We start from the raw sequence: 26,212 nt of genomic DNA on the forward strand, positions 1-26,212 counted from the left end.
GCTCGCCTGTCACTCCAGCAACTGCCGCAGCGCGGACCATTCCTCGCCCACGAGCTTTTGCATCGTTTCGATCTGCGCGGCGGCCTCTTTCAGCTCCTTCTGCTCGCGGTTGAATGCCGCGCCGGCGTCTTCCAGTTGCTTCTTCAGCACCGGATCGCCGTCGATCAACCGCTTCACGGCGGCGACCTTCGACACGCCGCTGACGCCCGCGCGATCGGCCGCGAGGGCATCGGCCGCGGCGGCCACGCGTTTCGCGGCGGCTGCGAGGCCCGAGGCGGTGTCCTTGGCGAAGCTGTCGAGCGCATCGCCGGTGATGGAGCGCGTGTCCTTGTCGCCCGCTTTCAGACCGGGCAAATCGGGCAGCAGCAGGACGGTGCCCGGTTCGAGGCGTTCGAAGTCCGCGTGCGGATTGAGTGCCTTCATGCGTTCGAGCGCGGAGCCGTCCGCCTTCTTGCCGATGAGCCGGGTGGCGAGCGTCTTCAGGTCGGACGCCTGCTTGATGACGATGACGCGCATATCCGTTTCCTCCTGGTTCAGCCGATGAGGTTGAGCGGCGCCATCTCGGCCGTGAGCGGCGCGCCGATGCTCTGCGTGGTGATGTTGCCGATCACCGTGACGCGCGCCTTCGGATCGAGCACGCGGATCGATTCCTCGCCGCCGCGCACGCGGTTGGCGTTGATGACGGCCACCGGCGTGTTCAGCAGCACGGCCGCGGTGCCGGATTTGCCGCGCAGCTCGCAACGATTGTCGTTGAAGAGCACGTCGCCGCTCGCCGCGATGCTGACCGCCGGAGCGCGGCCGCGCGCGATCAGCACATTGCCCAGCACCGACGCACTCGCGCCCGGCAGCGCGAGCGCCGCGCCGGTCGCCGGGTCCACGGGCGCATCGACGCTGAACAGAAAGGCCTTGCTGCCCATGAGCGCCAGCGTGCGCCGTTCGTCCACGCGCAGCGCGGTGTAGCGGCCGAGACGGGAGAGCAGCGCGTTGCCGCCGACCTGCGGCTCGTCGATGTCGAGCGCGAGCCACGCGGTATCGCTCGCGGCGGTGATGAACCGGGCGTCGCGCTCGACATGATTGCGACTGGCCTCGGCCTCTTCGTAGGGCGCGCGGATGGTGATGCCGGCCGCCGTGCCGCCGAAGTCGCCCGGCGGCCCGAGCTCCGCGATTTCGTTGCCGCCGATGCGCGGCCGCTGCACCCCGAACGACGCAATGCCCGCGATGACCTGCTTGCCTTCGGCGGCCGTGAGACCCACCTGGCGCAGCGTGTTGCCGGCGACCGACGCCGTCGCCGCGCGCACTACGCCGATGCCGACGATCGCGCCCGGCGCCGTCGAGGCGTTGCCCGGCAGCCCGATGCCGCGCAGATGATTGTTCTCGATAGAGACGGCATCGGCTCGGGCCGACTCCGTCATCACGATGCCGTTGCCGCACTGCGCGATCACATTGAGCTTCACGATCAGATCGGCGACGGCCGCGCTCACGGCAATGCCCGCGTCGGCGAAACCTTCGATCTGATTGGCGACCACTTGGGCCGCGTCGATGCCGCCCTTGTCGAGCCCCGCGGCCAGCTCGATGCCTGAGCCTTGTGGCGGGCGATTGCCGTCGCCCGTCGCACGCAGCTTGTTCTCGCCGATCCACGCACCGTCCGGCGCACAGCGGATGCCCGCGCCGTGCACGTCGAGCTGGTTGCCGCTCACGCGCAGGCAACTGCCGGGCAGTCCCGCGCCCAGTGCGGAGACGCCGACCTCGCGCGCGCCGACGATCTGGTTGCCCGTCACGCGTGTGTCGCCGGCGTGGACGACGAGGCCGTCGAGCGTGACGGCGCTGCCGGCGCACAGGAACACGTTATCGTCGATGCGCAACGCCGCCGTCAGCAGGAAGCGGGGCGCTTGCTCATCGTCGGAATCGAGCGCGGTCACGCCGTCGGGCGCGAGCAGCACGTTGTCGATGATGCTCGCGCCGAGCACCACGCCCGCGAGCGCGATGGCCGCCATCCGCGAGTCGCCGCGGCTGATCACGGCGAGCGCCAGCCGGCGCAGCGCGAGCCCGACGATGGTCCGCACGCTGATCGCCGGCGCGCGGCCGAGCGAGAGCACCGCCAGCTCGTCGATGGCGACGGCCGTGCTGCGCTCGATGAGAAACGCCGTGCCCGGCGCGACGATCACCGTCGCCGGTCCCTGCCCGGTGATGCGGACCGACTTCGCGCCCTTGATGCGCACCGGCTCCTCCAGCACGTATTGCCCCGCGTGCAGGCAGACGATGCCGCCCGTGCCGCTCACCTGATCGGCGGCCGCCTGGATCGTCAGATCGCCGCTGGCATGCGATTCGGGCGTGACGCATCGGCTGCAGCCGCAGTTCTGTCCGCCGCCGCCGGGCGGCCAGGCGGGGCGGCAGTCGGTCACCGCGCCGGCGGCCAGGTCCCACAGGCCGAGCCGCGCGTAATGATGGTGAATGCCGCGCGGCGGCGCGCGGTCGAGAATCTCCACCGACGCATCGGCGGTGCGCGCGGCGAAAGTCCACCAGTCGCCGGACCGGAAACCTTTCGCGCCGGTCGAGGCGAAGCTCACCGTTATGCCGTTTTCCAGCAGCAGCGCGGTGCCCGCCGCGGGCACCTCGATCACGCCGGTCGAGCCCGGCGCATCCAGATCCTGCACCTGCACGGGCTTGCCGCCCGCCGCGGCGCTGAAGACCTTGCCCTTCTGATCCCAGCGCCGCACGCGGAGGTTGCGCTCGTTGGGAAACTGGCTGTCCGGGAAAGCGCCGGGCAGCATCGCGGCGGGCAGGGCGGGCGAGAAGACGATGCGCCGCGTCGCGTCGGTGACGGTGATCGCGCGAATCTCGCCCGGCGCCTGCGAGAACTCGCGCGCGTCGTCGACGATCTCCACCCAGTCGCCGGTATTGAAGCGCAGCACGTCGTCCCGGCCGAGCGATTCCAGCTCCAGCTCGGTGCCCGACACCATGCTCGCCACGCGGCTGCCGACGCTCGCGTTCTCGCGCGACCACTTGAAGGTGGCCGCGCCGCCCGGCTGGCCCGGATCGTGGATCTCCACGCGATAAAGCTGATTCTCCAGTCCGCGATAGCCCCCCGTGGGCGGCAGATCGCAAGGATCGTCGACGGGCGCGACATCGAAGGTGCCGGTGCTCAGCACGCCCGTGGACGGCGCGATCAGCGCGGCCCAGCCGGGCAGGTCCGCGTCGGGCGTGGCGCAGGTCGCGTCGGCGCCGGCCTCGTCGGCCAGCACGCGCACCTGCCACACGGTCTGCTGGCGCGAGCTCGTCTCCACCGCGACGGCGCTTTCGACGAGCGTCGGCTGCTCCAGGTGCGTGACTTCGCGATTCCAGACATCGAGGTAGACGAGATGACGTCCGGAAGCGGGCAGCGCCGGCGCGCCGGGCAAGTACGGTTGCACGTCGTAGGCGAGCGGATCGGTGAAGGCGGGCTCGGCCAGCAGGTCGTCGAAGCGCCGCTTCGCGGGGTCGGCGCTCGCCGCGCCGTGGTTCTCGGCCAGCAGGCCGTCGACGTAAAAGCGCCCCGCGCCGATTTGCAGCGCGCCCGCCGCCACGCTCACGCCGAACGCTTGCGGCGTGGTCGACGACACCCGGGCGCGCCCGAGCGTATCGCTTGCGAGCGCGCGCAGCCGGCGATCGACGATGCCGACGAGCTCGTTGGCGTCGGCGTCGAGCAGCACGCCGCCCTGCTTGAGTTCGACGCCCGCGTAGTCGAGCAGAGGATCCAGGCGGACTCGCGAGAAATCGGCTGCCATGATGGTTCTCCTGGAAACGCATTCTCAGGTTGCGTGGAAGATGCCGGCTCGCAGGCCGAAGCGCAGATACTCGTCCAGCCGGATGCGCAGGTTGGTCTCGCGCAGCGGCTGAAACAGCGGCTTTCCGACGCCCATTTCACTGCCGTCCTCCGCGCCCTCGCGGATGGCGGCATCGGTGGCGTCGCGCAGTTGCCCGTAGCCAGGATCGCCGTAGCGCAGCGACGTGAAGTGCGGCAGCACGCCGGGATGCGCGTCGTCGGGCACGCACTTGAACCGGCGCGGCGCGATCGAGCCGCGCGGCACGTAACAGAAGCGCATGCAGCCTTCCTGCCTGCGTACCGCGATGAGCGGCGCCGTCCACGTCTCGCCCGGCTTCGGCCCGAGTTGCCCGAAGAAGATGCAGTTCGACGCGAGCCGCATCAGCTTCGTGTGCACCTTGCCGATCAGCGTGCATTCGCTCGCGCTCAATTCGGCGCCGGCAAGCCCGGTGTCGTCGGCTGCGTACGCGGTGTTGTCCGGCGCACCCGCATCGACGATGCAGTCGTGCAGCGCGACCTGCGCGTCGGCCACCGCGCGCACGGCGCCGACGATGCAGCGCTCGAGCGTCACCTTCGCGAACGGATGACCGACGACGAGGCTCGCCGCGCCGGGCGAACGCGCCGTTCCATCGGGCGCGAGCGCGAGGCCCGGCACCAGCGTGCAGTCGCGCAGCACGAGTTCGCGCGGCTCGACATCGGCGAATGCGGGCAGTTGCAGCGGGCCTCCGCTGAACACGAGCCCGTCGATCACGAGCCGGCCGCGCGCGCCGATGGCCAGCGTGACCGGGCCGCTCGCCGCGATCAGCGGACGCGCCGGGTCCGCGGCCGCGACGACCACGCTCAGTCCCGGCGCATCGGGCGCGAGGACGTCGTCGACCTTGAAGACCGGCGTCTGCGCGTAGGTGTAGCTGTCCTCGATGACGAGCCTGCCGCCGCTCGCGAGCGCGTCCAGATCGGCCTGGAACGTGTTGCCGCGCGCGACCGTGCGCTGCGCGGCCAGATCGCCGCCTTCCGGCGCGCGCGCGTACTCGCCGCCGCCGATCGCGCGAAGCTGTCCGTAGTGGAACGTGGCGACGAGCGGTCCGTCGGCCGCTGCGCCGAGCAGCACGCGGCCGCGTTCCGGATCGATGCCGATCGTGCCCGCCGGCACGCCGTCCTCGTGATTCCAGCCGATGACGTTGCCGCCGGCATCGAGCATGTCGCGCAGATCGCAGACGCGGATCGCGGCGACGGGCAGCGGCGTCGGCGGGTCGCCGGGCCGAAACAGCGTGATGCTTTCGCCGGGGCCGTAGTCGTCGTCCGGACGCGCGTCGGGTGCCGGGATCACGCTCGCCTGCGATGCGCGCACGGCGAGCGCCATCAGCCGCACGTTGAGCGGCTCGGGCACGTTGACCGGCTCGGCCAGATGGCTGATGTCGTCTTCGGTCAGAGCGCGGCGAAAGAGCTGCCGATCCGCGCCCAGCGGATCGAAGCGGAACCTGCGCCCGCTGCCGTCGCCTGCGTCGGGCGTGAGCGGAATCGCGGAAAGGCGCAGCGCGAGCAGCCGCCACAGGAAGATGCCGACATTCGGAATGTTGTAGCGCCCCGATCCGCTTTCGGGCCGGCGCATCTCCGCGGTATGCGCGATCTCGTTGAACGCGCCGCCCTGGCGGAACAGCGCGGGCAGGTTGCGCAGGTCGGCGGTGGCGGGCGCTTGCAGGCGCACGTGCTTCATGTATTGCGTCGTGGCGAGCTGCTCGAAAAACTCGACGGCGTGCGCGGGCCAGTCGGTCACGTCCTGCGCGAGTTCCTCGAGCATCAGCGCGGTGCCCTTGCGGCGCCGGAACGCGATGGTGTGCGCCACCTCCGCGCGCGGCGACGCAATGCGCGGCGACACGCCGTGCAGCGGCCGATAGCCGATCAGATCGCCGATGTAAGGGGCCACCCACGCCGCGCAGGTCTCGATGAACTGATCGTCGTAGAGCTGCTCGACGTTCTCCTCGAGCGCGGCGAATTCCTGCGCGAACGCGGCGAGGAGGTCGCGCAGGGGTTCGCCCTGTGCGGCGTCGCGGAGCCGGTGAAGCGCGGGCAGCAGAGTGTAGAGGCGGTCCGCCGTCAGGCTGCTCATGTCATTTCCTCCAGCAGATCGAACGGCTCCGGATCGAGCGTCAGCAGCTCCGCGGGCATCGCGACGCCGTTGCTCACCTGCATGCGCGAAGCGAGCAGACGCACCTGAAGGGACACCGCCGTTTGCGCGGGAGCATACGTGCCGCCGTAGAGCCGCGTCAGATCCACCGCGACGACGCCCGGCACGTTCTGCGCCACCGCGATCACGTCCGATTGCTGCACCGGCTGCGCGAGCTCGCGCGCATCGAAGGCGAAGTGCGCGCGCAAGGCCGACTCGACCGCCGCGAGCATGGTCTTCGCTTCGTAGTCCGGATCGCGCCTGACCTTGATGCCGAGCCTGAACGTGCTCGAACGGCAGGCCACGAGCTGCACCGCGACGTGCGGATCGCCGCTGTCCTTGAGCGCGCCCAGCAGATGCTTCCAGACCGGGCTGTCAGGCGTGAGCGCGGCGTCTTCGGGACCGGCGACGGTGATCACGACGGTCGTGCCCGCGTGCAGATTCAGCACCTGCGCCTGCGCCTTGGCGATGCCGCTGAACGCGCGGGCGAAGTCCTCATAGTCCAGCAGCGACACCGCGCGGCCCAGCGTGCGCGTGAAGAGCGGCATCGAGCGGCGTGTCTCGCCGGGCGCTTCGGGATCGGCGCCGCCTTGCGCATCGGCTGGATTGCTCACGCTCTTGAGCCCGAGCGGGCGGCTCATCAACTGTGTGAGGGTGTCGGCCGCGACGTTGCCGTCGATCCCGATACCCTTGCGATACGCGGCGCGCACGTTGTTCGAGCCGCTCGGCAGCCGCGCCCCGCGCGCGCCGTCGCCGAAGACCGCGAACTCGCGGCCTTGCTCGTCGACGGCGAGCACGTATGCGCGCTCGGTCGGCGGCGCGCCGTACATCGTGGGCCGCTCGTGCCAGGCGACATCGTTCACGCGCACGGTCAGTTCGGCGGCCGCGCCGAGCTCGTTGTCGGCGGTGCGGCAGGTGAGCGGCAACTGCTTCAGCTCGAAGCGCTGAAAGGCCTGGCTCGCGTCGCCGCTGCCGAGTATCTGCGCGACGGATTCGCCGTGCGACGCGAGCGCCACGTTCGCGTGCACGACGACACTGTCGCGCGAAAGCGGCCTCGCGAGCGGCGGCGTGATCTCCAGTTCGCAGCGCGTGCCGCTCACCGGATGCACGGCGACGAGCGTGGCCTGCACGACTACGGCGTGGCCGCCCGCCGACTCCGTGCCCTTGACGACGAGCCTGCGGCCGGGCAACAGGCCATCCGCGCCGATGTTCACCGGGATGCGGTCGCCCGCGACATCGTCGGTGACGGGGTAGTCGGCGAAGGCGAGCGGCTCGGACTGCGCGAACACGGCCGTCTCGCGCACGTTCTGGCGGAACTGGCTCGCGTAGTTGGCGCCCTGCAGTTGCAGCCGCGACACCTTGCCCGACAGCGCGAATTCCGCCCGCGACGCCTCGGCGACATTGCTCACCGCGTACAGTTCGACATAGGTTAGCGCGGGCGCGGGCTCGGCCGGATAGTTGAAGCCGCCCTTGGCGAGCACGACGTAGCTGCCGGTGCGAACTTCGGCGTAGACCGCGTCGAGGTCGACGTAGCCGCCCGTCGACGTGGCGCCCGCCGGCGACACGACGAAATTCGGCCAGTCCGCGGCGAGGTTGTCGCTGGCGTCGTGGCCGCCCGGATAGTTGTAGCGGAAGCTGTAGGTCATGCTGGCCCACATCGGCGCGTTGTGGCCGAACACGGCGGCGCGCTTTTTCAGCACGTGGACTTGCGGGTTCTGCGCGGCCGGATTGGCGAACGGCGCGATGGAGCCGAGGCCGCGCTTCCAGCGCACGAGCAGCGTGCGGTTGTCGGCCTGCGGCTCGACGCCGTCGATCAGACGGAAATCCCAGTTGTTGCCGTTGGTGTTGCCGAGGAATTCATCGCCGAGAAAAACCAGAGCGTCGCCGGGCTTCAGGTCGCCGCGCACCCCGGCGACGTATGTGTGCGTATCGTTGCGGCCGGGGCGGATCGTCGCCGTCATCCACGGGCGGACGGCGTTCCATGCCGGGCGCGCGTCGGCGAGTGCTTCCACTGTCTCGAAAGTCTGCGGCTTTTCGTTCGGCCCGGGAATGCTCTGCACCTTGAGACCGGAATCGAGCGCGAGGGCCGCCGGCACGCCGCTGATGAAGCTGCCCGGCTCCGGCGTTTGCGCGGGCGGCGGCGAGGGCGGTGTCTCCAGCGCGAAGGCGAGCCAGGTTTCCGCCGCCACGCCCGGACGCAGCCGATAGCCGATCAGCTTGCCCATCTCCTGCAGCGACACGCGCTCGACGGCGCTGCGCAGGTACGACTCGCTCGCGATGCGCTCCTGATAGAACGTGAGCACGTCGGCGCAGCAGGCGAAGGCGTCGATCAGGCCGATGGTGAAATCGTCGTCGTCGCGCGTGCGCAGCTTGCCGAGCCGCGAGAAGCGCGCCGCCGACAGCGACGCGTGCAGGCTCGCGCGAAAGCGCGCGTAGTCGCCGATTCGGTAAGCGATGACGGACAGCCCGTCGCGGTTGTAGAGCCCCTGCGGCGTCTCGACGGCGATCCCTTCGCAGCAGCCGCACACTTCGCTGCCGGGCGGCAGCGGCGGCACGTGCGCCTTGAGATCGGGAACAGGGTTGCTCATTTGCCGCCTCCGGCATGCACGGTGAGTCTTCCTCGTTCGGGGAAGTTCGGGTTGTTGGCGAGCTGCGCGATTTCCAGATCGCCGATCGCGATCACGCCGTCGGCGAGCGAAGTCGGGCTCGGATTGACGAGGCGCTGGAACACTTCCGGCCGCACCGCGTCCACGCCTTCGATGCGCTGAGCGGCAGCCACGACGCGGCTCAGATACACCGGCTGCCCGAACGTGAAGTTGTCCGGATGAAATACGCCTGGCGTGCCGTCGGACAGCACGCCGCTCGAAAGCGCGGTCTGCACGGCCGCGAGCACGTCGGCGCGGAAATAATCCGGCTTCACGCAGACGTGCAGCGCCACGTCGAGCGCGATGTTGCGCGGGCCGTTCACCTCGATGTCGTACCCTGCCATGCGAAAGCGCTCCAGATGCCGGCGCAGCCTGCTCGCGAAAAGCGCATCGACGGCGCCGCCGCCGAAGCGGTCGGCGGTGACGAAGACCGTGTACCAGCTGCCCGTCCAGCGGAACGTGGCGGCGGCGCGCTGGACATCCGCGCGGCGCTCGGCGGCGGCCGCGTAGTCGGCGGGCGTGACCGCGCGCTCCTGCGTGCGGAAGGCCTGCGGCGCGTCGCGGCGCACGGCCTCGATGTCTTCCGGGTCCACGCCGCCCGCCGCGGGCAGCGGGTTGCGCACGGCATCGAAGGCGCCGGAGATCGTGGTCACGACGTGCGTGACGGCGTCGGCGCCCACGTTGCCCGCCACGCCGTTGCCCGCGCGGTAGCCGATCGTGAAGCGCGTCCCGGCGTCCGGCCGCTTGCCGTTGACGTCGTCGCCGAAGCGCAGGCGCGCGGTGCCGTCGTCCTCGATCTCGACGACGAAATCGCTCGCGTCGCCGCCGCTCTCCAGCAGATCGCGGCGCGGCGTCCACGGCTCGGTCACCGCGCCCAGCGTGGCCGTGAGCGACGCGATGCGCGGCGTCGCGTCGCGCGCGGCGATCGCGAGCAGCGAACTGGCGGGCCACCACGCCTCGTCCTGCGCGACGGGCACCGCCAGCAGCCCGGCGAGATCGAAGCCGTGCGTGAGCGGCGCGTTCGCGAGCGCGGGCCGGTAGCGCGGCGGCACGGGCGCCGGATCGGGCTTGATGCAGGCGCCGGCGGGCGTGGCGGGGGCGATCGTCAGCGTGGACGTCGGCACGTCGCCGAGCGGTTCGTTCGCGATGCTCATGCCGTGATCGGCGAGCACGATATTGCCGCGCGCGACGCTGATCTTCACGCCGGGGTCCGCCGCCACCGACACGCACAGCGCGAAGGGCAGCGCGTCGGCGGCGTCCCAGGCGATCTCGGTGACGTCGCGCGGGGCGTTATCGGGCACCTCGTCGAACAGTCCGCCCGACGGGTCGCTCGCGAACGTGACCGAGGTGAGCCGCACGGCCCAGCGGTGCGCGCGGTCGGCGTCCGCGTCGACGAGCGTGGTGGGGCTCGTGATTTCCTCGAACACAAGGATGTCGCCGGTCGCGAGCGGGCTGACATGCTTGCGCAGCGTCGCGCGGGTCGAGCCGCGCGGCAGGCAGCAGCCGAGGTCGCCCCAGGTGTAGAACGGCAACTCGTTGAGGGCTTCGTCGAGCGTGGCGTCGTGCGCCGTTTCGAATACCAGCGCGCCCGCGGCGATCGCATCGCGCAGCGCGGGGCTCGCGGGCTTCACGGCCGTATCCAGTTTCGGCATCTGCGTGAGGAGCGCCGTGCCTTGCGCGAGCGCGATGTTCTTGCCCGTGACCTGAAAGTGGACGAACACGCGCGCGTTGCAGCCTTCGTGCATCCGATAGTCGACGAGACGCGCGTGGCGTCGCACGGAAACGCGCCGTCGCGCCGTCGCGAGATACGCCTCGTTGGCGATCGCGTCCTGCCGGTACGAAAGATTGTCGGCGGCATAAGCGAGCAGCTCGACGAGCGTCACGCCCACGTCCGCCGCCGAGCGCTCGGCCCAGCCCGGCGCGAGCAGGCTCAGGCGGTCGAGCATCAGCCGCCTGAAGCCCGGATAGTCCCGGGCGAGATAGTCGATGTCGGGCGTGCCGCCGGATGCGGGCGGGCACGCGGGCGTCGCGCCGCAATCGTAGTCCGACGCGCATTCGACCTTGAACGAAAAGCCGATCGACGACAGCTTCGGATCGAAGCCCGCCGGCGGGTCGTCGCTGCCGGAATTCGCGACGATCGCGAGCGTGTAGGTCGAACGGTCGCCGCTGCTGTCGGTGCGGATCACGAGCGTGTGCGACGGGTCGTCGACCGTGTCGGCGAGATGCGGCTCGGCTTGCGGCGGCAGCGCATCGGCGCTCGCGCACCAGACGACGCCCACTGTCGCGATGCGCTCGCCGCCGGTGATGCGCAGGTTGTCGGGCGTGAGCGTGAAGCCGCTGCGCAAGAGGCGCACGAACAGCGTCTGCTGGCGCGGCGCACCCGGCGGCGCGGCCTTGTCCAGCACTTCGAGGAACTCGATGCCGTTATCGCTGCCATGCAGCTTGATGACTTCCAGACGGCGCTGGTCGCAGCAATGGAAGGTCATGATGCGGCCCCCGGCGCGCCGAAGCTGGCGACGTGCGTGCTGCGATCGAGCAGCACGACGTATCGCACGGTCACGCGCAGCGCGCCGTCGTCGTTGACGACGCTCACGCCCTGCACCGCGATCAGATCCGCGAGGTACTGCTGCAGCGCGCCCTGCACGAGCGTCTGCGTGGTCGCGGCGAGCGTCGTGCTGTTGGGCTCGAACACGAGCGCGAGCAGGCCGCTGCCGAAGTCCGGGCGCATCACGCGCTCGCCGGGCGCCGTGAAAAGCACCTGTTCGATGAGATCGCGGATGTGGTCCTCGCGAGCCGTGACCGCGCTGCGGCCGCGGCCGTCGAAGTGATAGGGGAAGTCGAGGAAATCGCTCATTGCAGTCGTTCCTCTCAGGTCGCGAGCACGCGCGCCTGCGCCGCGACCGGCAGGAGCGGCGTGCCGGTCGGAATGCACGTGGCCATGCCCGTCATCGTGGCGACGGGCGCGCCGCCCGCCATGACGCGCGCGGCGCCCGCGATCCATTGCGCGGTCGCGCAGGGCGGATTGGGCGTGCCGGTCAGCGCGCAGCCTGCGATCGCGTAAGGGCTCGTCAGCGTGACGGCCGGCTGCCCCGAGAGCAGCACGCGCGCGAACGGCGCGAGCGGCGTGGCCTGGCCCGCGTGCGAGCACAGGACAGTGGCGCCGAGATGGAGAACGGGGGCGGGCATGGCGGCGTCCTAGACGACGGTGAGCGCGCCGATGTTGACGTCCACCGTCGGGCCGGTCATGTTGATGATCGCGCCACGGCCGTTGGAAATGATGATGCCCGCGTCGCTCACGGAGATCATCGCGCCGGTGGTCGTCTGGATCATGATGCCGCCGGCGGGCCCGGGCAGATCGCTGATGACGATGCCGTTCTTGAGCGTCGTCTGCAGCGTGATGCCCGAGACGCCGGGCGGCACGGCGTGCGCGAGCGCCGGGACTTCGGCGGCGCTGCCCCAGTAGCCGCCCACCCAGACCGGATAGTCCGGGTCGCCGCGCTCGAACTCGATCCACACGCCCGAGCCGATCATCGGCACGGTGAACACGCCGGTGTTGATCCCGGCGGAGGGCAGGCAGGGCATCGCCCAGGTGCCGGGAACGAGGCCCGCCAGGTCGGCCACCATCACCTGGATGCGGCCGATCTGCATCGGGTCGACGTTGTTGACGACCGTGCCGCGATACTTGCCATAGAGGGGAGAGGCGCTCATACCGGCACCGAGGGAAGCGTTGAAATCAGCGCGTTGCGCGCGAGCGAGAAGCTCTGCTTGTACGAGCCGCGCTCGATCTCGTGCGTCACGCGCTTCACGTAGTAGAGGCCGTCGAAGGGCAGTCCCGCGCCGCGCACGCCCACGAGGCGGCGCGATTTCAGCAGCCGGCCGTATTTCGCGACATCGAGCGAGCCGTTGCCGAACACCGAATCGCTGTGCTGGCTCGCATAGGCGAGGCCCGCCATCAGCGCCTGCGGCGCCGGGAGATGCGCGGTGCGGTCGAGCTGCTCGATTTTGGGCGGCAGCGGCGGCACGATGCCGAGCGGCGGGTTCAGCGGCGTGATGTCGGGGATCGGCACCGGAATCGGCACCTTGCTGACGCTCTCCTGAAAGAACACGATGGGCATCGTCTTGCGCTCCTTGTCGAAGTTGAACGACATGTTTTCGACGTTGCTCAGCGCGTCCATGTTGGTCGTGAGCGCGGCTTGCGGCTCGCCGACACGGATCTCCGGCCCCCAGTACGCCTTCGACGTGCCGGGCGACGGCCCCGGCTCCAGATAGAACACGTAGCCGGATTCGGAGGCGAGGCGCTTCACATACGCGTAGTCGCTGCCGCGCTGTTGCGGAATCTGCTGCACGGGCAGCGGCGGAACGTCGAGGATGCCGGGAATGACCATCGGGATCACGCCGAGCGCCGCGTACTTGGCGAGGCACAGGAGCACGCGCACCGAGGGCGGCATCGCGGGGAACGGAATGCCGGGCAGCTCGACGATATCCATCAGCGCGGACAGGTCCTTGCCCTTGACGACGAGCCGCGCGACGCCGCCCTGGCCGGGCTCCGTTTCGACGTTGGTCGTCACGCCGTCGATGATGGATTCGGCGACGCCGTCGATCGTGACGACGAGCACCACCCGGATCAGCGGCACGCCGCCGCCGCCCGCGACGAGAAAGAGCGTGCGCAGCGGCGAGCGGGCGGGCAGTTCGAAGGTCAGCTCGAAGCCGCTTTGCGCATCGCCGGAGCCGCTTTCCACCTTCGCGTGCACGAGCGACTCCACCGCTTCCCGAGGCGCCGCGACGGGCACCGGACCGATGTAGAGCGAGAGCTGGACGCCGCCTTGAAGGATCGACATGGCGTGCTCACAGGCCCACGGGCAAGGGAATCGCGACGCGGCGGCCGGGCGTGTCGGTGAGCTCGAACGGATCGAGCACGGCGTTGGCGTCGGCGATGCGCCAGTACAGCAGCGCGTTGCCGAGCGCCGCGGCGCCGAGCAGGTCCGGGCGCTCGCCGCTCGTCACGATGTGCTCGACGGCGACGGTGATCGCGCGCCGCTGCGGAATGAAGCGGCGCAGCACGTAGGGCCGGCCCGGTTCGCCGGGACGCGCGACGTGCGCGCCGAGCGCGACGCCCTGATAACGGCTGTCCGCGCCGAACGGATTCGACGGAATCGCGCCGGCTTCGATCAGCAACTGGACGGGATCGGTGGTCATGAGGGCTGCGCCTCCTCGTTTTTGGTCGTGGCCGCGCTCAGGGCAGGTTGCCGATGCCGAGCGACGCGAGCGTGGCGCCGCCGGTGAGGTTCGCGAGCGATTCCCGCGCGCGCAGATGACCGAGGAAAATCGTGCCGCCCTTGTGCGTAAAGCCGAGATCGTCGGTGCTCATGACGCGCAGCCCGAGCGACACCTTCGCGCGCAGCGGGTTGAGCGCCGGATCGAAGGCTTCCTCGGTGATCGAAAGCTCCGTCACGCGCACCGGCACGACGCGGCTCGCGCTCCAGATGAAAAGCGCGAGCGGCGCTTCGGGCGGGATGATCTCGAGCGTGCCGCTCGCGCTTTGCGAGGCGATGGCGAGCAGCTCGTCGACGCCCGGATTGACGAGCGCCTCGAGCGCGGCGAGCTGCGGCGCGATGCCGAAAGCGACTGTGTTCGCGTGGCTGTCGGGGAATTCGAGCTGGTCGGTGGCGTCGATTTCGGCGTCGAGCTTGATGCTCTCGATCGCCGGTCCCTTGAGGCGGAACGGCTGTGCGCGCTCGCCGCCGCCGTCGCCGCCGATGCCTTGCACCTGATAGCTGCGCGTGAGCGTATCGGGGTTGTACTGCAGCGCGATCGTGCGCCGCACCGCGCCGCCGCCCGGCGCGAGGATCACGAGGCCGCCTTTCACGAGCCTGGGCGATGCGGTGAGGCTCATCGTCAGTCACCTCCGAATTCGAAGCCGATCTTGCCGCCGGCCGTGAAGGACACGCCGTTCCACTCGAACCGCGCATCGCCCGACTTGCTGTACTTGCCTTCGCCTTTGGCCTCGACCTTGATGAAGACGTGCTCCCACGGCTTGTACTCGGCTTCGAGGCCCGCCGCGCCGCCCAGCTCGACCTTGCCTTCGCCCGTCTGCGGCGTGTATTCCCCGGACGCCTTGCCTTCGAGGCCGAGCCCGAGCGTGAACTTGTCGTGCGTTGCGTCCTTGAGCCACTCGATGCTGACCATCTTCAGCGATGCCTCCAGCGCGAGCGGCGTGACGAGACGTCCTTGCGGGCCGCTCGCGAGATCGACGCCAGGTTCCAGGCTGAATTCGTCGAAGAATCTGAGCGGCGAACCGCCGATGCTGCCCGCGTGCAGGCCGCCGGGCCGCATGAGATCGGCGAGCGGGATCGACGCCTCGAAGCTCAGCGTCGCCTTGCCCTCCGTGCCTTCGCGCGAGCGTTCCGCTTCGCCGCCCGCCGCGACCGAGAATTCGGGCGACTTGCGCGCGCTCGCACGGTTCACTTCGGCCGATGTGACCGTGGTCGTCGATGGCTGCGCCGATGCCTTGACTGGCGCGCCCGGCGCGGACGACTTGCCCGGCTTGTCGGTCCTGCCGTCCTTTTTCGGGCTGCATGGCTTGCAGCTTGTCGGCGGATCGGTTGCCGGATTGCCGCCCTTGCCATTGACCTCGTCGCGTTTGGTGAGCAACTGCTTTTTCTTGTCCTCGTATTTCGTCTGGTCGCTGGCTTCGAGGCAGTAGTAGTGGCCGAGCGCGCAATCGATCGTGTCGCGCCGGGTCACGTAGCTGATGCGTCCGGTGCCCGCTTTGGGCGCCTGCATCGCGGCCCACGCATAGGCGAGGAATTCGCGCTCGTCCTTCTTCTTGTCGCCGCTCATGCCGCCGCGTTCCTGATCGACGTGCTGCAGCTCGTGGCCGACCTGCAGCACGCGCCGCGCGAACTTGTCGATTTCCGTGACGAAGTACCGCCCGACGGTGATCTTGCCGGTCAGCGAGGCGCCTCGTCCGACAGGCTCCGTCGCGAGCCCGATTTCGTTCTCGTCGTAGACGACCTTGCTGATCTTCGAGACTTCATCGGGGTAATAGGCTCTGAGGATCGCCCAGACCGCGTCGACGGCGCGCTGGGCGACGTCGGTCTTCGCGTCCCTGGCGGCATCGACGATCGCTTGCGCGGTCTTGTCCAGCGCATTCGGCGATGCGGGCTGGGAGTCGCGCTGCACGACCGGCGCGCTGGTCTGTCCGGGCGCGATGCGCTCGCTGGCCGCGTCGGACGCCAGCACGCGATCCGCGACGCGATCGGCCTCGCGTTCGAGCGGATCGTCGGCCGCGCCCACGGCGAGCTTGGTCTGCATCACGGATTCGCCGCCGCGGTCGTCGTCCGTTTCTTCGGTTTCCAGTCCGGCGAGCGCGGCTTCGTCGTCGGGCTCTTCCGATGCCGGCTCGTTGCCCGGCCCGGGGCCGTCGGCGAGCAGTTCCGGCGTGGCGTCTTCGTCCGGCTGCGGTTCCAGCGACGCCTTCTTGCCCTTCGGCTCGCTCTTCTTCAGCGTGTTGCCGTCGCAGACATCCTTGCGGTTCGAGAGTGTGTCGGTCTTGCCGTTCATGTAGCACTGCGTGCCGGACCAGGTGCCGCTCACCGCGACGTCGGTCTTGTCGATCACCACGTTGTCGTGGATCAGCTCCGAGATCTGCACCGAAGTCCGGGAGCAGCCGTGCGAGCGGGGCGGGCTCGCCGTGTTGCCGCTATGGATGGCGATCCCGCCGCGCTGGAAATAGCTCGGATTCTTCGCGCTCGGATGACCGCCGAGGGCGCATCCGGTGTCGGAGACTTTCCAGGTGCTCCCTTTCGGCGTGCACAGGCTGCCGTCCGTCTGGCTCGTCTTCTCGTCGTCGCAGTCGACGCAGCACTTGCCCGTGCCCGGCGATATCGCGTGCGTGCCCTTGCTGAGCGCGGGCGCCGTCGACGGATCGTCCCACTCGATCGTGAGCGTATTGCTGCCCACGTCGATGTTCACCTTGGTGATCCAGTTGCCTTTGACCTTGCGTGAATCGCGCCCGCAGATCTGCGGCACGGCGGGCTTCGCGGGCTTGTCGCCGCCCTTTTTCTTCGGCTTGGCGCGCACGACCGGCGCCGCCGTGCGTTGCTGCACGACGTGGGCGAGTTCGTGCGCGAGCAGGCGCCGGCCTTCCTGGGCGCGCGGCGCATATTGCCCCGCCGCGAAGACGACATGCCGGCCCGCCGTGTAGGCTCGCGCGCCGACGTCCGACGCCGAGGCCTGGGCCTGTGCGTCGTCATGCACGCGCACGTCGAAGAAGCTGTGGCCGAAGCGCCGCTCCATGTCCTGGCGCAGCGCGGCGTCGAGCGGACGGCCGCCGCCCGCGAGCGCCCGTTCGACACTCGGCGGCGCGTCGCGCACCGGCGCCGGGCCCGCGGCCGGCTTCGCCCGCAGCTTGCCCTTGCATTCGTCGCACATCTCGCCGCCCGGCGAGGGCGCTCCGCACGCGCACTTGCGCAGCAGGCGCGCCGGCCGGACGGCGTGATCTGGCTCCGGTGCGCGCGCGACCGGTCGCGGACTAGACCCGGCCATGTCGAACTCCGTGCGGCGCGGCGCGCGTGGCCGATGTGGATTCGCTCAGGCGTTCCGCGACGTGCCGCGCGATCGTCTCCGGGACGTGCGCCCGAGCGATGCCCGCGCCCGACAGACGCGCGGCGAGCGCGCGACCGATAGCCTCGTCCCATTGCGCGGCTTCGCCTCGAAGCGGCGCGTCGACGACCAGCCGGCCGATGCGCACGTTCACCGTGTTCATTGCGGACTCCCATTGTGCGTGGTGCTCATCGCGCGCTCCAGCTTCGCGTGCTCGATCTGTGCGGCTTCGACCAGCAGTGCGTGATCGATCGCGCGGCCGGCGTCGGCGGCGCGGAACGCGGCGTGCAGCGCCACGGAGCGGATGCTGCCGCCCGTGAGCTGCAGGCGCGCGAGCGCCGCGAAGTCGATGCGCCCGGACGGCGCGTCGCGCGGAATCTGCCGTTGCCAGATTTGCTCGCGCGAGCGCGCATCGGGAAACGGAAACTGCACGATGAAGCGCAGCCGCCGCAGGAACGCGCGATCGAGCGCGCTCCTCATGTTCGTCGTCAGGATCGCGAGGCCGCGATACGACTCGATCCGCTGCAGCAGATACGCGACCTCGATGTTCGCGTAGCGGTCGTGACTGTCCTTCACGTCGCTGCGCTTGCCGAACATCGCGTCGGCTTCGTCGAAGAGCAGGATCGCGCCGCTCGCCTCGGCGGCGTCGAAGAGGCGCGCCAGGTTCTTCTCCGTCTCGCCGATGTACTTGCTGACGACGCCCGACAAGTCGATGCGGTACAAGTCGAGCCGCGCCGCGTTGGCGATCGCTTCGGCGGCCATGGTCTTGCCGGTGCCGGATTCGCCCGCGAACAGCGCGGCGATGCCGAGGCCGCGCGATTGTCCGCGACCGAAGCCCCAGTCGTCGTAGACCGTCTGTCGATGACGCAGATGAGCGGCGATCTCGCGCAGTTGCGCGGCGACGAAGCCCGGCACGACGAGATCGTCGAGCGACGTGCCGCTGTCGATGCGCTCGGCGAGCGCATCGAGCCCGCCGCGCGCGGCCTCGCGCAGCGCGTGCCACAGCGTGCGCTCGGCGCCGTCCTCGTCGTTGTCGCCGAGATGGGCGGCCGTTCGCAGCGCCTGATCGAGCAACGCCGGATCGACGTGAAACTGGTGCAGCGCGCGCCGGGTCGCCGTGAGCACGTGCACCGGCAGGTCGCCGCGCGCCACGGCGCGCATGCGCGGCACGGCAAAGCGCAGCACCGGGCGGTCGGATTCGGCGAGCGTGCGCGTGGACGGCGCCCCGAGCACGATGGTCGGCGCGTTCAGCGTCGCGGCGAAGCGCGTGACCGTGGCGTCGTGGGCGGACGCGTCGCCGTCGAGCGCCACGACGACACCAGCTTGCGACAGACGCGCCTCGCGAGCGAGCCGCCGCGCGATGCCGGCGGCTTCGCGCGCATCCCCGGCGAGTGCCGCCACGTCGAGCCACAGCGCGCGCAGTCCCGCGCGCCGCAACGCACAGGCGGCGAGCCAGCGCCCGGCGCGCACGCGCTCCGCGTCGAGCCGCGCGTCGGCGAGCACGATCAGCGTTTCCGGTTGCGTGGCGAGCGCCCCGGCGATCACATCGGCAATCCCGGGGCAGGCGATGTCCGGGGCCACGTCGAGCGCGCGCGCGATGCCGGCGAGGCGCTCGTCGAACGCTTCGACACCGGTGATCGCGTGCAGCACGCGCTCGTCGATGCGCAGCGCCGCGCGCGCATGGCCCGCTGAAGTATCGACATCGATCAGCGACCACGCGCGCAGCGGCGCGAGCGGCGATATCGCATCCCAATGCGCGTGCGGCAGCAATTCGAGCGCGAGCGCGAAGCGCACGCCCGCCGCGCGTTGGGCGGCATCGCCCTGCGCGCGCGCAACGGCATCGCCGAGCGCCGCGTCGATCTCGACGCCCGCGGCCAGCACGAGCAACTCGGTCTCGAACGCGGACAGGCGAAATGCCGCGGCAAGCCGGTGCGCGGCCGGCCGGAAGCCGTCGCCGGTGTCGTCCGGAGGCAGGCCGCACGCATCGTCGTGGGCGTCGTCGTCGGCGAGCGCGCGCAGGCGCTCGCGCCAGTAGCCGAGCCGCGCCGACAGCCAGTCTCGATTGCGCTCGCTCCACGCGGTCATGTCGTGCAGGTTCATGGGACGATCACCCGCAAAGACGGATCGAAGACCGGCGCCGGACCGCTGCGGTCGATCAGCACGCTGTCGGCCCCGTCGACGCGCAGCCGCAGCCAGTGCGCGCCCGCGACGAGCGTGGCCGGGTACTCGAAGACGAGCGGATCGGCGGCCGCGCCGCGCGCGAGCGCGCTTGCCTCGACGGTGTCGAGCATCAGCGTCGCCTGCTGCGCGAGGCGCACCTGCGGGCGCGTTTGCAGCGTAACGGTCACGCGTTGCGTCGCGGGGTCGCGCACGAGGGAGATCTTCGACAAGCCGAGCGCGGCGTCGTCGGCCATCACCGGCACGGGCGCGAGCATGAGCGGCACGGCGTTCGTTTCGCGCGGATTCGACTCGCCCGCCGGCGTGAAGCGCACGCTGAGCGCCCATTGCCCGGCGGCGTAGTCGCCTTGCGCGGGGCCGTCGTCGGGCAGCGCGACGGTCAGGCGCGTTCCGGCCGCGTTCGGCGCGGACGGGCCGAGATCGAGCGGCGCGCTCAGGAGACGGTGCGCGAGAAGCACGCGATGGCCGCTGCCCGCGAGCCGCACGCCGTCGATCGTGAGCGTCTCGCCGAGCCGCGCGGCGGGATTCTTGTCGATGGGCGGCGTGACGCCGAAGAGTGTCGGCAAGGGCGGCAGCAGGTCCGGATTCACGATCACGCCGCGGTCGCGTCGGGTCGCGCTGTCGACCTGTCCGCGCGAGAGCACCGGCAGCGGCGTGACACCGGGCTTCGCGCCCGCGATCAGCACGACCGACACGTGATACGCCGCCGATGGCCGGTAGTGCGTCTGGATCGCGGTCCAGAGCCGGGACATTTCGTCGCCGCCCATCGCCGCGAGCGTGACCTTGATGAGTTCGACCTGATCGGCGAGATCGGACGCGGCGAGCGCCTGGATCGCGGGCGGCAGCATGCTCACGTCGAGCGGGCTCGGATCGAGCGCGCGCCGGATCGCGGCGCGGTCGAGCACGGGCCGCTCGTGCAGCAGATGCATCGCGTAGCCAAGCAGGATCTCGGACTGGAAGTCGGCGCGGCCGTACGCGGTGAGCAGGTAGTGCAGGTCGAGCGCGAGCGGCGCGTTGGTCAGCCGCTCGCCGCTCGCCGCGCCGCGCGACGGCAGGCCCGCGTTGCGCCAGCCGGCGTTGGGCGTGACCTGGTGCAGGAAGAGGTTCAGGCGTGGCGGCTCGTCGGCGTTATCCAGGTCGATGGTGTCCGGCGGCACCGCCGTCACGTTGACCGGGCCGAAGGTCGTCACGCCCGCCTCGATCATGCCGTTGTCGAGCAGGTTGCGCAGCACGGCGCTCACCGCGCCGATCGCGAGCGGCGAGCTCATGACGTGCCCCGGCGCAGATAGTCGGCGAGCGACATCGCCGGCGTGGCGCGGGGCTTCGCCTGCGGGCGCGGCGCGGGCGTCGCGGCGGGCGCGCGCACGTCGATACGGTCGATCGTCACGTGCACGACGGTCGCCTCGCGCGCGGCCGGCAGCATGCGCTGCGCAAGCGCGGCGGCGCTCAGCGGGCGTTCTGGCGCAGGCGCGGCGGGCGCGCGGGTGTGAGCGGCGCGCGCGGGCGGCGTTGCGCCGGAAACCGGCGCGGGCATCGGTTCGACGGCGGGCTCGCCAGCGTGCATCACGCCCGTGACGGTATAGGGCCGCGATGCGGTTCGCGGTTGCGCGGGCGGATCGTCGTGTTGCGGTCGCGTGGGTATCGGTGCGACGGAGCGTGGCGCGTGCGCGGCCACGCTGTCCGACGGCGGCGTTTCGCGCTCGGCTGCCATGCGATCCGGCGCCGGCGAATCGGGTGCGCCGGCCGGCGCGATGGCGCGTAGTGGCGGCATCGACCGCTCGGTGTCCGCGTCGGGCAGCGTCGCGTGCGGTTCCATGCCGCGCGGCGTCAGCACCGGACGCACCGCGTTCTGCGTGCGCGCGCCGGGAGCGAGGCGCTGAAAGAAGCGCATCAGGCGGCCCCCACGAGTTGCAGATACGCGGCGCGCCGCGTCGGGCTCAGCGCGAGTACCTGCGCCTCGCTCCAGCCATAGGCGCGCGCGAGCGCATCGACCTCCACGAGCAGCGCCTCGGCCCGCGCGCGCACTTCGCCGTAGAGCACGGCGGCGCAGTCCATCGGCGCATTCCATTGCACGCCGCAGTCGACGCAGCGCAGGTCGAAATCGACGCACGTTCCGGGCTCCAGCGCGTCGAGCGCATCGGAGAGCGCATCGGTCACTTCGTCGGGAAGCGTGTCGACGGCATGCGCGATGCCTCCGAGTTCGCACTGCGCGACACAGCGGCGCAACAGCGCCGTCGCGAAATCGTCCGCGTTCGCCGCGGCGCGCAAGTCGCCACTCTCCGGCACGCGATAAACGATGCGATAGCCGCCGTGACGCAGCTCGTGCGCGCCGGCGGCGTCCGGCGCCGGCAACAGCGAACGGGCGAGCGCGCCGCAATCGATCTCGAACTCCAGTTGCGCCGCGCACCCGGGGCACGCCGCGACGAGCCGCTGCGTCGCGCCGAAGAGCCGAGCGCGCAATGCCAGCAGCGCCGCGTTGCGCGCGGACAGCGACGCGGGCGCGGCAGCGCCGAGCAGCGCTTCGTCGCGGACGTCCGGCGGCGCGGCGGCGGCGCGCTCCCAGAGGGTGAGAACGTCGTTCATGCGGGTTCGGTGAAGCTCGGCTCCGCCGGCTCGCCGACGGACGTGTCGCGCTCCCATCCCTCGTTTTCCAGCTTGATGTGCTGAATCGCGATGGCGTTCGCGTTCGCGTCCAGATCGGGCAGCGCCTGATACTCCGACACCCAGCAGCGGAAGATCTTGTACGCGAGCGCGAGCTGCCCGGCCTCGTTGTAGACCTCGAGAATCAGGTCCTTGCGGAAGTCCTTCAGCGACACTTCCGCGCCGAGCCCCGCGCCGAAGTTCCAGACCTTGTTGGCCCAGCGTTCGAACTCGGGATCGTGCGTGACGCCGCGCTCCAGCGTGATCGCGTCGAACTTGCTGCGCCCCGGCGACTTGCGTCCCGTAGACGGATCGCCGCCTTCGCGATGCTCGACGACTTCGGTCGTGCGCTTGAGCGACGACACCTTGCTGATGCCCGCCACATAGCGGCCATCCCACTTCACCCGGAATTTGAAGTTCTTGTACGGATCGAAGCGCTGCGGATTAACGGAGAACTGGGCCATGTCGTCTCTCTCCTCAGGTCGGGATGTCGCCGGCCATCTGCTGCAGCCGGATGACGACGAATTCGGCGGGCTTCAGCGGCGCGAAGCCGACGAAGATGTTCACGACGCCCAGGTTGATGTCGGCCTGGGTCGTCGTCTCGCTGTCGCATTTGACGAAGTAGGCTTCCTTCGGCGTGCGGCCCTGGAACGCGCCCTGACGGAACAGGCCTTGCATGAACGCGCCGATGTTCAGGCGGATCTGCGCCCAGAGCGGCTCGTCGTTCGGCTCGAAGACGACCCACTGCGTTCCGCGATAAAGACTTTCTTCGAGAAACAGCGCCATGCGCCGCACGGGGACGTATTTCCATTCCGAGCCGCGATCGTTCTGCCCGTGCAGCGTGCGCGCGCCCCACACGACGTTGCCGTAGACCGGCAGCGTGCGCAGGCAGTTGATGCCGAGCGGATTGAGCTGCCCGTTCTCGGCGTCGCTCATCGTGATCGAAAGGCCGCTCGCGCCGTTGAGCGTCGCCTCGCTTCCGGCGGGCGCTTTCCACACGCCGCGCGACGCATCGGTGCGCGCGAACACGCCCGCGACGAAGCCACACGGCGCGAAGTCGGCGAGGGCGCCCTGCTGCAGCGGGTCGGGCGCGCGGACCCAAGGGAAGTAGATCGCCGAATTGGGCGCGTCGGAATTCGACGTGAGCGGAGTGGGCGCGCCCGCGTTCAGCAACGCGACGGTCGCGGTCGGGTCGGCGTCAACGATGAGGAAGGCGCGCCGCTTGCGGCATTCGCCTTGCAGCGAGGCGAGCGTGTTCGGTTCGGTCTCGCCGGGCACGCACACGAGATTGAACAGATCGATGCGATCGGTGATCGAGCCGATCCCGAACACCTTGCCGAGCGCGGTATGAAAGGGTGCGCCGCCCGGCGCGAGGACCGCGCCGTCGGCGCCGCCGCCGAGCGGCTGCGTGGTGTCGGCGGGCGTGTTGTTGGCCGCTGACTTGACGGTGACGAAGGCCGAGCGGTCGTTGATCACGCTTTCGGCGAAGCGCTGATCGGCCGGGTCCATCGACAGGTTCTGGAAGCTCTCGACGACCGCGTTGCCGTTGTTCGTGTCGAGCACGTCGAGCGCGAAGCGGGCGTTGTCGGGCGCGGGGCGGCGCGTCGTGCGCGCCGCGTAGCCGTCGCCCCATTTGCCCGGCGAGCTCGCGGTGATCGTGAGATCGCCGATCACCGCGCTCGACGGCGTCGCGACCGGATCGGCGAGCCGCACGATGTACGCGTCGCTGCCGCCGTTGTCGAAGAACTGCCTGACCGCATGGCCGAGTTTCGTGCGCGGATCGAGGCCGCCGAAGAGGCGCTCGTAGTCGGCGAAGCTCGCGATGCGCACCGCCCGGTCGATGCGCCCGCGCGGCGCCCAGCCGATGAAGAGCGCGATCGACGTGGCGACGCCCGTGATCGTGCGCACGCCGCTCGAGACTTCTTCGATATAGACGCCGGGATAGGTGAGTGGTTGAGGCACGGCAATCTCCGGTTAGACCTGCGCGTCGCGCGCGACGATGACCGTCACTTGCGCGGGATCGGCGTCGGCGTTCGTGAGCTTCAGCTCCTTCGGGTCCGTGCCGAACAGCGCCGTGGCGCCGCCGGCATAGACCTGCGGCGCGTTGAGCACGACCTTTGCCGAATCGGTGGCGCCGTCGCTTGCCTTGAAGCTCAGCTTGTCCCCGTAGCGATCCGATGTGACAACGAGCAGATGGACCTTGCCAGCGGCGCCCGGCTGGATCTGCACGACCTTGTCGGCGTCGCCGGGCTCGATCGTCACGTCGATGCGGTCGATGGCCTGGATGTCCAGATCGTTTTGCCCCGAACTGACCGTCGGTCCTCCGGTCACCTGCAACGTGACCGACCACTGCAGCTTCGCCATGGCGTGCTCCTCCGCTTGAATGACCGCAGCGCGGCGGCCGCGCCACGCATTCGCGAACGGTTGCAAGGGCGGTGCCAGCATGCGGTGGACGCGCAAGTGCTTCAATCGATTAGGATTTCGATGCGAATCGCGGCATAGGGAGGGTGCGGGAAGCCCCATTGCCGGCACCCGGAAACAAGAGGCGCGAAAGCCGTGGAAACCCGGATGAAAGGCGCTGCGCCCGGGCGGGTCGCGGCTGGGGCGTTCTGAACCCGGTGGGGCATCGCTGACCCGGAGGGGCGGATTCGGAAGAGCCGCCGAATAAAAAGCGTAGCGATCCGAAGCGAATGTCAGCGACTACACTTGAATCAGACCGATCGCATGCGCCGATAGAGCGCATTGGGCCCGCTGCCGATCTTTTCGAGCACGCCTTCCTGCACGAGCCGGTCGAGCACGCGGATCAACATGCGCCGCGGCACGGGCGCTCCGGTTCCGCGCATCCACCAGTTCGCGATCCCTTCGGCGGTGTCCATCGAAAAGGGATGCGCGCTGATGTAGTCCCTCACAGCAGCGCTCAGTTGAGCCTCGCGTTGGCGCGAATCCATCGGCGAATGGAAACGGAAATGAGTTGAAGGGCGGCATTCGGTTCGTGGCCGTCTCATGCAACGCACGTGCCAATCGCCCGCAGGGGACGCCTCATCGGTCTACCGGGGCAAAGATCACTCACTCGCCGGGTGGCGTTCGACGCGCGCGTTTCGGAGTCCGCTACGCGGCCGCGCCGCGACGATACGCGCCGGGATCGAGACCGTACTTGTGCAGCAGGCGTCCCAGCTCGCGCCGCTCCTTTCCTGCGGTCTGCGCGGCGCGGCTCACGTTGCCTTCGTGCCGCGCGAGCAGATGCGCGAGATAGCGCCGCTCGAAGCCCTCGATCAGCTCGCGCTTTTGCACGACCATCGGTCGCGTGTCCGTGTGGCTTGTCTGTGAAGGCTCCGCTTGCGGCGCGGCCGCGCAGGCGTCTTTCGGCAAGCGCAGATCGGCGACGCCTATGGCTCCGGTGCGCGCCAGATGAATGCCGCGAATGATGACGTTCTCCAGTTCTCGCACGTTGCCCGGCCAGTGCCACGACAGCAGCGCGCGGCGCGCCTCCGGCGACAGCGCGAGCGGCGCTCGCGCGGCCGGCAGATGCTTGGCCAGGAAATGCTCCGCCAGCGAAGGGATGTCCTCCTTGCGCTCGCGCAGCGGCGGAAGCTGGATCACGAACACGGCGAGCCGGTAGTACAGGTCCGAGCGCAGTTGTCCGCGATCGACGAGCTCTTCGAGCGGAACATTCGTCGCGGCGACGATCTGGATGTTCACGCTGTGTTGCACGTTGGAGCCGATCGCGCGCAAGCTGCGGTCCTGAATCACCCGCAGCAGATCGACCTGCGCTTTCATGGGCAGCGAGTCGATTTCATCCAGGAAGAGCGTTCCGCCCTCCGCCTCGGCGATCAGTCCCGCGCGACGGTTGCGCGCATCGGTGAACGCGCCTCGCTCGTGGCCGAAGAGTTCTTCTTCGAGCAGGGTATCGGTGAAGGAGCCGCAGTTGATCGGCACGAAGGGAAAGTCCGCCCGCCTGCCGTGATAGTGAATCGCTCGCGCGATCAGTTCCTTCCCGGTGCCGGTTTCTCCGCAGACGATGATCGACGCATCGCTTTGCGCAATCCTCGGCAGATCGGCGATCGCCTCGCGAAACGTGCGCGCTTCGCCGATGAGATTCGTCGTGCGCAATTCGCGGAACCACGACGAGGCAGTTTTCGTATTCACGCTGGATTCTCCACGCTTTCGAACGTGCCCGGA

At 69.9% G+C, this 26,212-nt stretch carries 22 protein-coding genes; all 22 read right to left on the reverse strand.

Going from position 1 to position 26,212, the window contains the following annotated elements:
- Positions 1–9 precede the first annotated feature (9 nt).
- Positions 10–516 (reverse strand): hypothetical protein, encoded by a 507-nt coding sequence (locus U4Y90_RS19070; RefSeq protein ID WP_321796802.1) that lies wholly within the window; start codon positions 514–516, stop codon positions 10–12.
- A 17-nt stretch (positions 517–533) separates the two neighbouring features.
- The gene (locus U4Y90_RS19075) at positions 534–3,764 is read right to left on the reverse strand and encodes a DUF6519 domain-containing protein (protein ID WP_321796803.1); all 3,231 of its coding nucleotides are present in this window, start codon (positions 3,762–3,764) and stop codon (positions 534–536) included.
- 24 nt (positions 3,765–3,788) lie between these two features.
- On the reverse strand, positions 3,789–5,909 hold the full coding sequence (locus U4Y90_RS19080) for a hypothetical protein (RefSeq protein ID WP_321796804.1): 2,121 nt from the start codon (positions 5,907–5,909) through the stop codon (positions 3,789–3,791).
- The gene (locus U4Y90_RS19085) at positions 5,906–8,554 is read right to left on the reverse strand and encodes a putative baseplate assembly protein (protein ID WP_321796805.1); all 2,649 of its coding nucleotides are present in this window, start codon (positions 8,552–8,554) and stop codon (positions 5,906–5,908) included. Before U4Y90_RS19085 ends, U4Y90_RS19080 begins: the two co-directional genes overlap by 4 nt.
- Positions 8,551–11,097 carry a putative baseplate assembly protein gene (locus U4Y90_RS19090; RefSeq protein WP_321796806.1) on the reverse strand — a complete coding sequence of 849 codons (2,547 nt, stop codon included), beginning with the start codon at positions 11,095–11,097 and terminating at the stop codon, positions 8,551–8,553. The genes U4Y90_RS19085 and U4Y90_RS19090 overlap by 4 nt, the downstream gene beginning before the upstream one ends.
- Entirely contained in the window at positions 11,094–11,465 is a 372-nt protein-coding gene (locus U4Y90_RS19095; RefSeq protein ID WP_321796807.1) for a GPW/gp25 family protein, read from the reverse strand. Before U4Y90_RS19095 ends, U4Y90_RS19090 begins: the two co-directional genes overlap by 4 nt.
- A gap of 14 nt (positions 11,466–11,479) precedes the next feature.
- Positions 11,480–11,797, reverse strand: coding sequence for a hypothetical protein (locus U4Y90_RS19100; protein WP_321796808.1), 318 nt, complete (start codon positions 11,795–11,797; stop codon positions 11,480–11,482).
- A gap of 9 nt (positions 11,798–11,806) precedes the next feature.
- Complete coding sequence (locus U4Y90_RS19105; protein ID WP_321796809.1) at positions 11,807–12,319, reverse strand: phage baseplate assembly protein V; 513 nt, start codon at positions 12,317–12,319, stop codon at positions 11,807–11,809.
- Positions 12,316–13,449 carry a hypothetical protein gene (locus U4Y90_RS19110; RefSeq protein ID WP_321796811.1) on the reverse strand — a complete coding sequence of 378 codons (1,134 nt, stop codon included), beginning with the start codon at positions 13,447–13,449 and terminating at the stop codon, positions 12,316–12,318. The genes U4Y90_RS19105 and U4Y90_RS19110 overlap by 4 nt, the downstream gene beginning before the upstream one ends.
- Positions 13,450–13,456: 7 nt before the next feature.
- On the reverse strand, positions 13,457–13,807 hold the full coding sequence (locus U4Y90_RS19115) for a Base plate wedge protein 53 (protein ID WP_321796812.1): 351 nt from the start codon (positions 13,805–13,807) through the stop codon (positions 13,457–13,459).
- 37 nt (positions 13,808–13,844) lie between these two features.
- Positions 13,845–14,504 (reverse strand): hypothetical protein, encoded by a 660-nt coding sequence (locus tag U4Y90_RS19120; RefSeq protein ID WP_321796813.1) that lies wholly within the window; start codon positions 14,502–14,504, stop codon positions 13,845–13,847.
- Positions 14,505–14,506: 2 nt separating this feature from the next.
- Positions 14,507–17,158, reverse strand: coding sequence for an eCIS core domain-containing protein (locus U4Y90_RS19125; protein ID WP_321796814.1), 2,652 nt, complete (start codon positions 17,156–17,158; stop codon positions 14,507–14,509).
- Positions 17,145–17,378, reverse strand: a complete 234-nt coding sequence (locus U4Y90_RS19130) for a hypothetical protein (protein WP_321796815.1) — start codon at positions 17,376–17,378, stop codon at positions 17,145–17,147. Before U4Y90_RS19130 ends, U4Y90_RS19125 begins: the two co-directional genes overlap by 14 nt.
- Entirely contained in the window at positions 17,375–19,315 is a 1,941-nt protein-coding gene (locus U4Y90_RS19135; RefSeq protein WP_321796816.1) for an ATP-binding protein, read from the reverse strand. Before U4Y90_RS19135 ends, U4Y90_RS19130 begins: the two co-directional genes overlap by 4 nt.
- Positions 19,312–20,661, reverse strand: coding sequence for a DUF4255 domain-containing protein (locus U4Y90_RS19140; RefSeq protein ID WP_321796818.1), 1,350 nt, complete (start codon positions 20,659–20,661; stop codon positions 19,312–19,314). The genes U4Y90_RS19135 and U4Y90_RS19140 overlap by 4 nt, the downstream gene beginning before the upstream one ends.
- Positions 20,658–21,284, reverse strand: coding sequence for a hypothetical protein (locus U4Y90_RS19145; protein WP_321796819.1), 627 nt, complete (start codon positions 21,282–21,284; stop codon positions 20,658–20,660). Before U4Y90_RS19145 ends, U4Y90_RS19140 begins: the two co-directional genes overlap by 4 nt.
- On the reverse strand, positions 21,284–21,976 hold the full coding sequence (locus tag U4Y90_RS19150) for a hypothetical protein (protein WP_321796820.1): 693 nt from the start codon (positions 21,974–21,976) through the stop codon (positions 21,284–21,286). Before U4Y90_RS19150 ends, U4Y90_RS19145 begins: the two co-directional genes overlap by 1 nt.
- Positions 21,973–22,497 (reverse strand): phage tail protein, encoded by a 525-nt coding sequence (locus U4Y90_RS19155; protein ID WP_321796822.1) that lies wholly within the window; start codon positions 22,495–22,497, stop codon positions 21,973–21,975. Before U4Y90_RS19155 ends, U4Y90_RS19150 begins: the two co-directional genes overlap by 4 nt.
- 13 nt (positions 22,498–22,510) lie before the next feature.
- Positions 22,511–23,995, reverse strand: coding sequence for a phage tail sheath family protein (locus U4Y90_RS19160; RefSeq protein ID WP_321796824.1), 1,485 nt, complete (start codon positions 23,993–23,995; stop codon positions 22,511–22,513).
- Positions 23,996–24,007: 12 nt separating this feature from the next.
- Positions 24,008–24,397 carry a hypothetical protein gene (locus tag U4Y90_RS19165; protein ID WP_321796825.1) on the reverse strand — a complete coding sequence of 130 codons (390 nt, stop codon included), beginning with the start codon at positions 24,395–24,397 and terminating at the stop codon, positions 24,008–24,010.
- A gap of 347 nt (positions 24,398–24,744) precedes the next feature.
- Complete coding sequence (locus U4Y90_RS19170) at positions 24,745–24,981, reverse strand: hypothetical protein (RefSeq protein WP_321796826.1); 237 nt, start codon at positions 24,979–24,981, stop codon at positions 24,745–24,747.
- A 160-nt stretch (positions 24,982–25,141) separates the two neighbouring features.
- Positions 25,142–26,179, reverse strand: coding sequence for a sigma-54 dependent transcriptional regulator (locus tag U4Y90_RS19175; protein WP_321796828.1), 1,038 nt, complete (start codon positions 26,177–26,179; stop codon positions 25,142–25,144).
- Positions 26,180–26,212: the final 33 nt, after the last annotated feature.

Origin of the sequence: Caballeronia sp. J97, from assembly GCF_905220305.1 — a bacterium.
In the GTDB taxonomy this organism is placed as follows: domain Bacteria; phylum Pseudomonadota; class Gammaproteobacteria; order Burkholderiales; family Burkholderiaceae; genus Caballeronia.

What these genes read in the sequence shown, in the direction of transcription:
- U4Y90_RS19080 (WP_321796804.1), bottom strand. Translation starts at nt 5,909, where the DNA reads ATGAGCAGCCTGACGGCGGACCGCCTCTACACTCTGCTGCCCGCGCTT.
- U4Y90_RS19130 (WP_321796815.1), bottom strand. Translation starts at nt 17,378, where the DNA reads ATGAACACGGTGAACGTGCGCATCGGCCGGCTGGTCGTCGACGCGCCG.
- U4Y90_RS19140 (WP_321796818.1), bottom strand. Translation starts at nt 20,661, where the DNA reads ATGAGCTCGCCGCTCGCGATCGGCGCGGTGAGCGCCGTGCTGCGCAAC.
- U4Y90_RS19090 (WP_321796806.1), bottom strand. Translation starts at nt 11,097, where the DNA reads ATGACCTTCCATTGCTGCGACCAGCGCCGTCTGGAAGTCATCAAGCTG.
- U4Y90_RS19150 (WP_321796820.1), bottom strand. Translation starts at nt 21,976, where the DNA reads ATGAACGACGTTCTCACCCTCTGGGAGCGCGCCGCCGCCGCGCCGCCG.
- U4Y90_RS19125 (WP_321796814.1), bottom strand. Translation starts at nt 17,158, where the DNA reads ATGGCCGGGTCTAGTCCGCGACCGGTCGCGCGCGCACCGGAGCCAGAT.
- U4Y90_RS19170 (WP_321796826.1), bottom strand. Translation starts at nt 24,981, where the DNA reads ATGGATTCGCGCCAACGCGAGGCTCAACTGAGCGCTGCTGTGAGGGAC.
- U4Y90_RS19135 (WP_321796816.1), bottom strand. Translation starts at nt 19,315, where the DNA reads ATGAACCTGCACGACATGACCGCGTGGAGCGAGCGCAATCGAGACTGG.
- U4Y90_RS19100 (WP_321796808.1), bottom strand. Translation starts at nt 11,797, where the DNA reads ATGCCCGCCCCCGTTCTCCATCTCGGCGCCACTGTCCTGTGCTCGCAC.
- U4Y90_RS19110 (WP_321796811.1), bottom strand. Translation starts at nt 13,449, where the DNA reads ATGTCGATCCTTCAAGGCGGCGTCCAGCTCTCGCTCTACATCGGTCCG.
- U4Y90_RS19165 (WP_321796825.1), bottom strand. Translation starts at nt 24,397, where the DNA reads ATGGCGAAGCTGCAGTGGTCGGTCACGTTGCAGGTGACCGGAGGACCG.
- U4Y90_RS19145 (WP_321796819.1), bottom strand. Translation starts at nt 21,284, where the DNA reads ATGCGCTTCTTTCAGCGCCTCGCTCCCGGCGCGCGCACGCAGAACGCG.
- U4Y90_RS19070 (WP_321796802.1), bottom strand. Translation starts at nt 516, where the DNA reads ATGCGCGTCATCGTCATCAAGCAGGCGTCCGACCTGAAGACGCTCGCC.
- U4Y90_RS19085 (WP_321796805.1), bottom strand. Translation starts at nt 8,554, where the DNA reads ATGAGCAACCCTGTTCCCGATCTCAAGGCGCACGTGCCGCCGCTGCCG.
- U4Y90_RS19105 (WP_321796809.1), bottom strand. Translation starts at nt 12,319, where the DNA reads ATGAGCGCCTCTCCCCTCTATGGCAAGTATCGCGGCACGGTCGTCAAC.
- U4Y90_RS19155 (WP_321796822.1), bottom strand. Translation starts at nt 22,497, where the DNA reads ATGGCCCAGTTCTCCGTTAATCCGCAGCGCTTCGATCCGTACAAGAAC.
- U4Y90_RS19115 (WP_321796812.1), bottom strand. Translation starts at nt 13,807, where the DNA reads ATGACCACCGATCCCGTCCAGTTGCTGATCGAAGCCGGCGCGATTCCG.
- U4Y90_RS19075 (WP_321796803.1), bottom strand. Translation starts at nt 3,764, where the DNA reads ATGGCAGCCGATTTCTCGCGAGTCCGCCTGGATCCTCTGCTCGACTAC.
- U4Y90_RS19095 (WP_321796807.1), bottom strand. Translation starts at nt 11,465, where the DNA reads ATGAGCGATTTCCTCGACTTCCCCTATCACTTCGACGGCCGCGGCCGC.
- U4Y90_RS19120 (WP_321796813.1), bottom strand. Translation starts at nt 14,504, where the DNA reads ATGAGCCTCACCGCATCGCCCAGGCTCGTGAAAGGCGGCCTCGTGATC.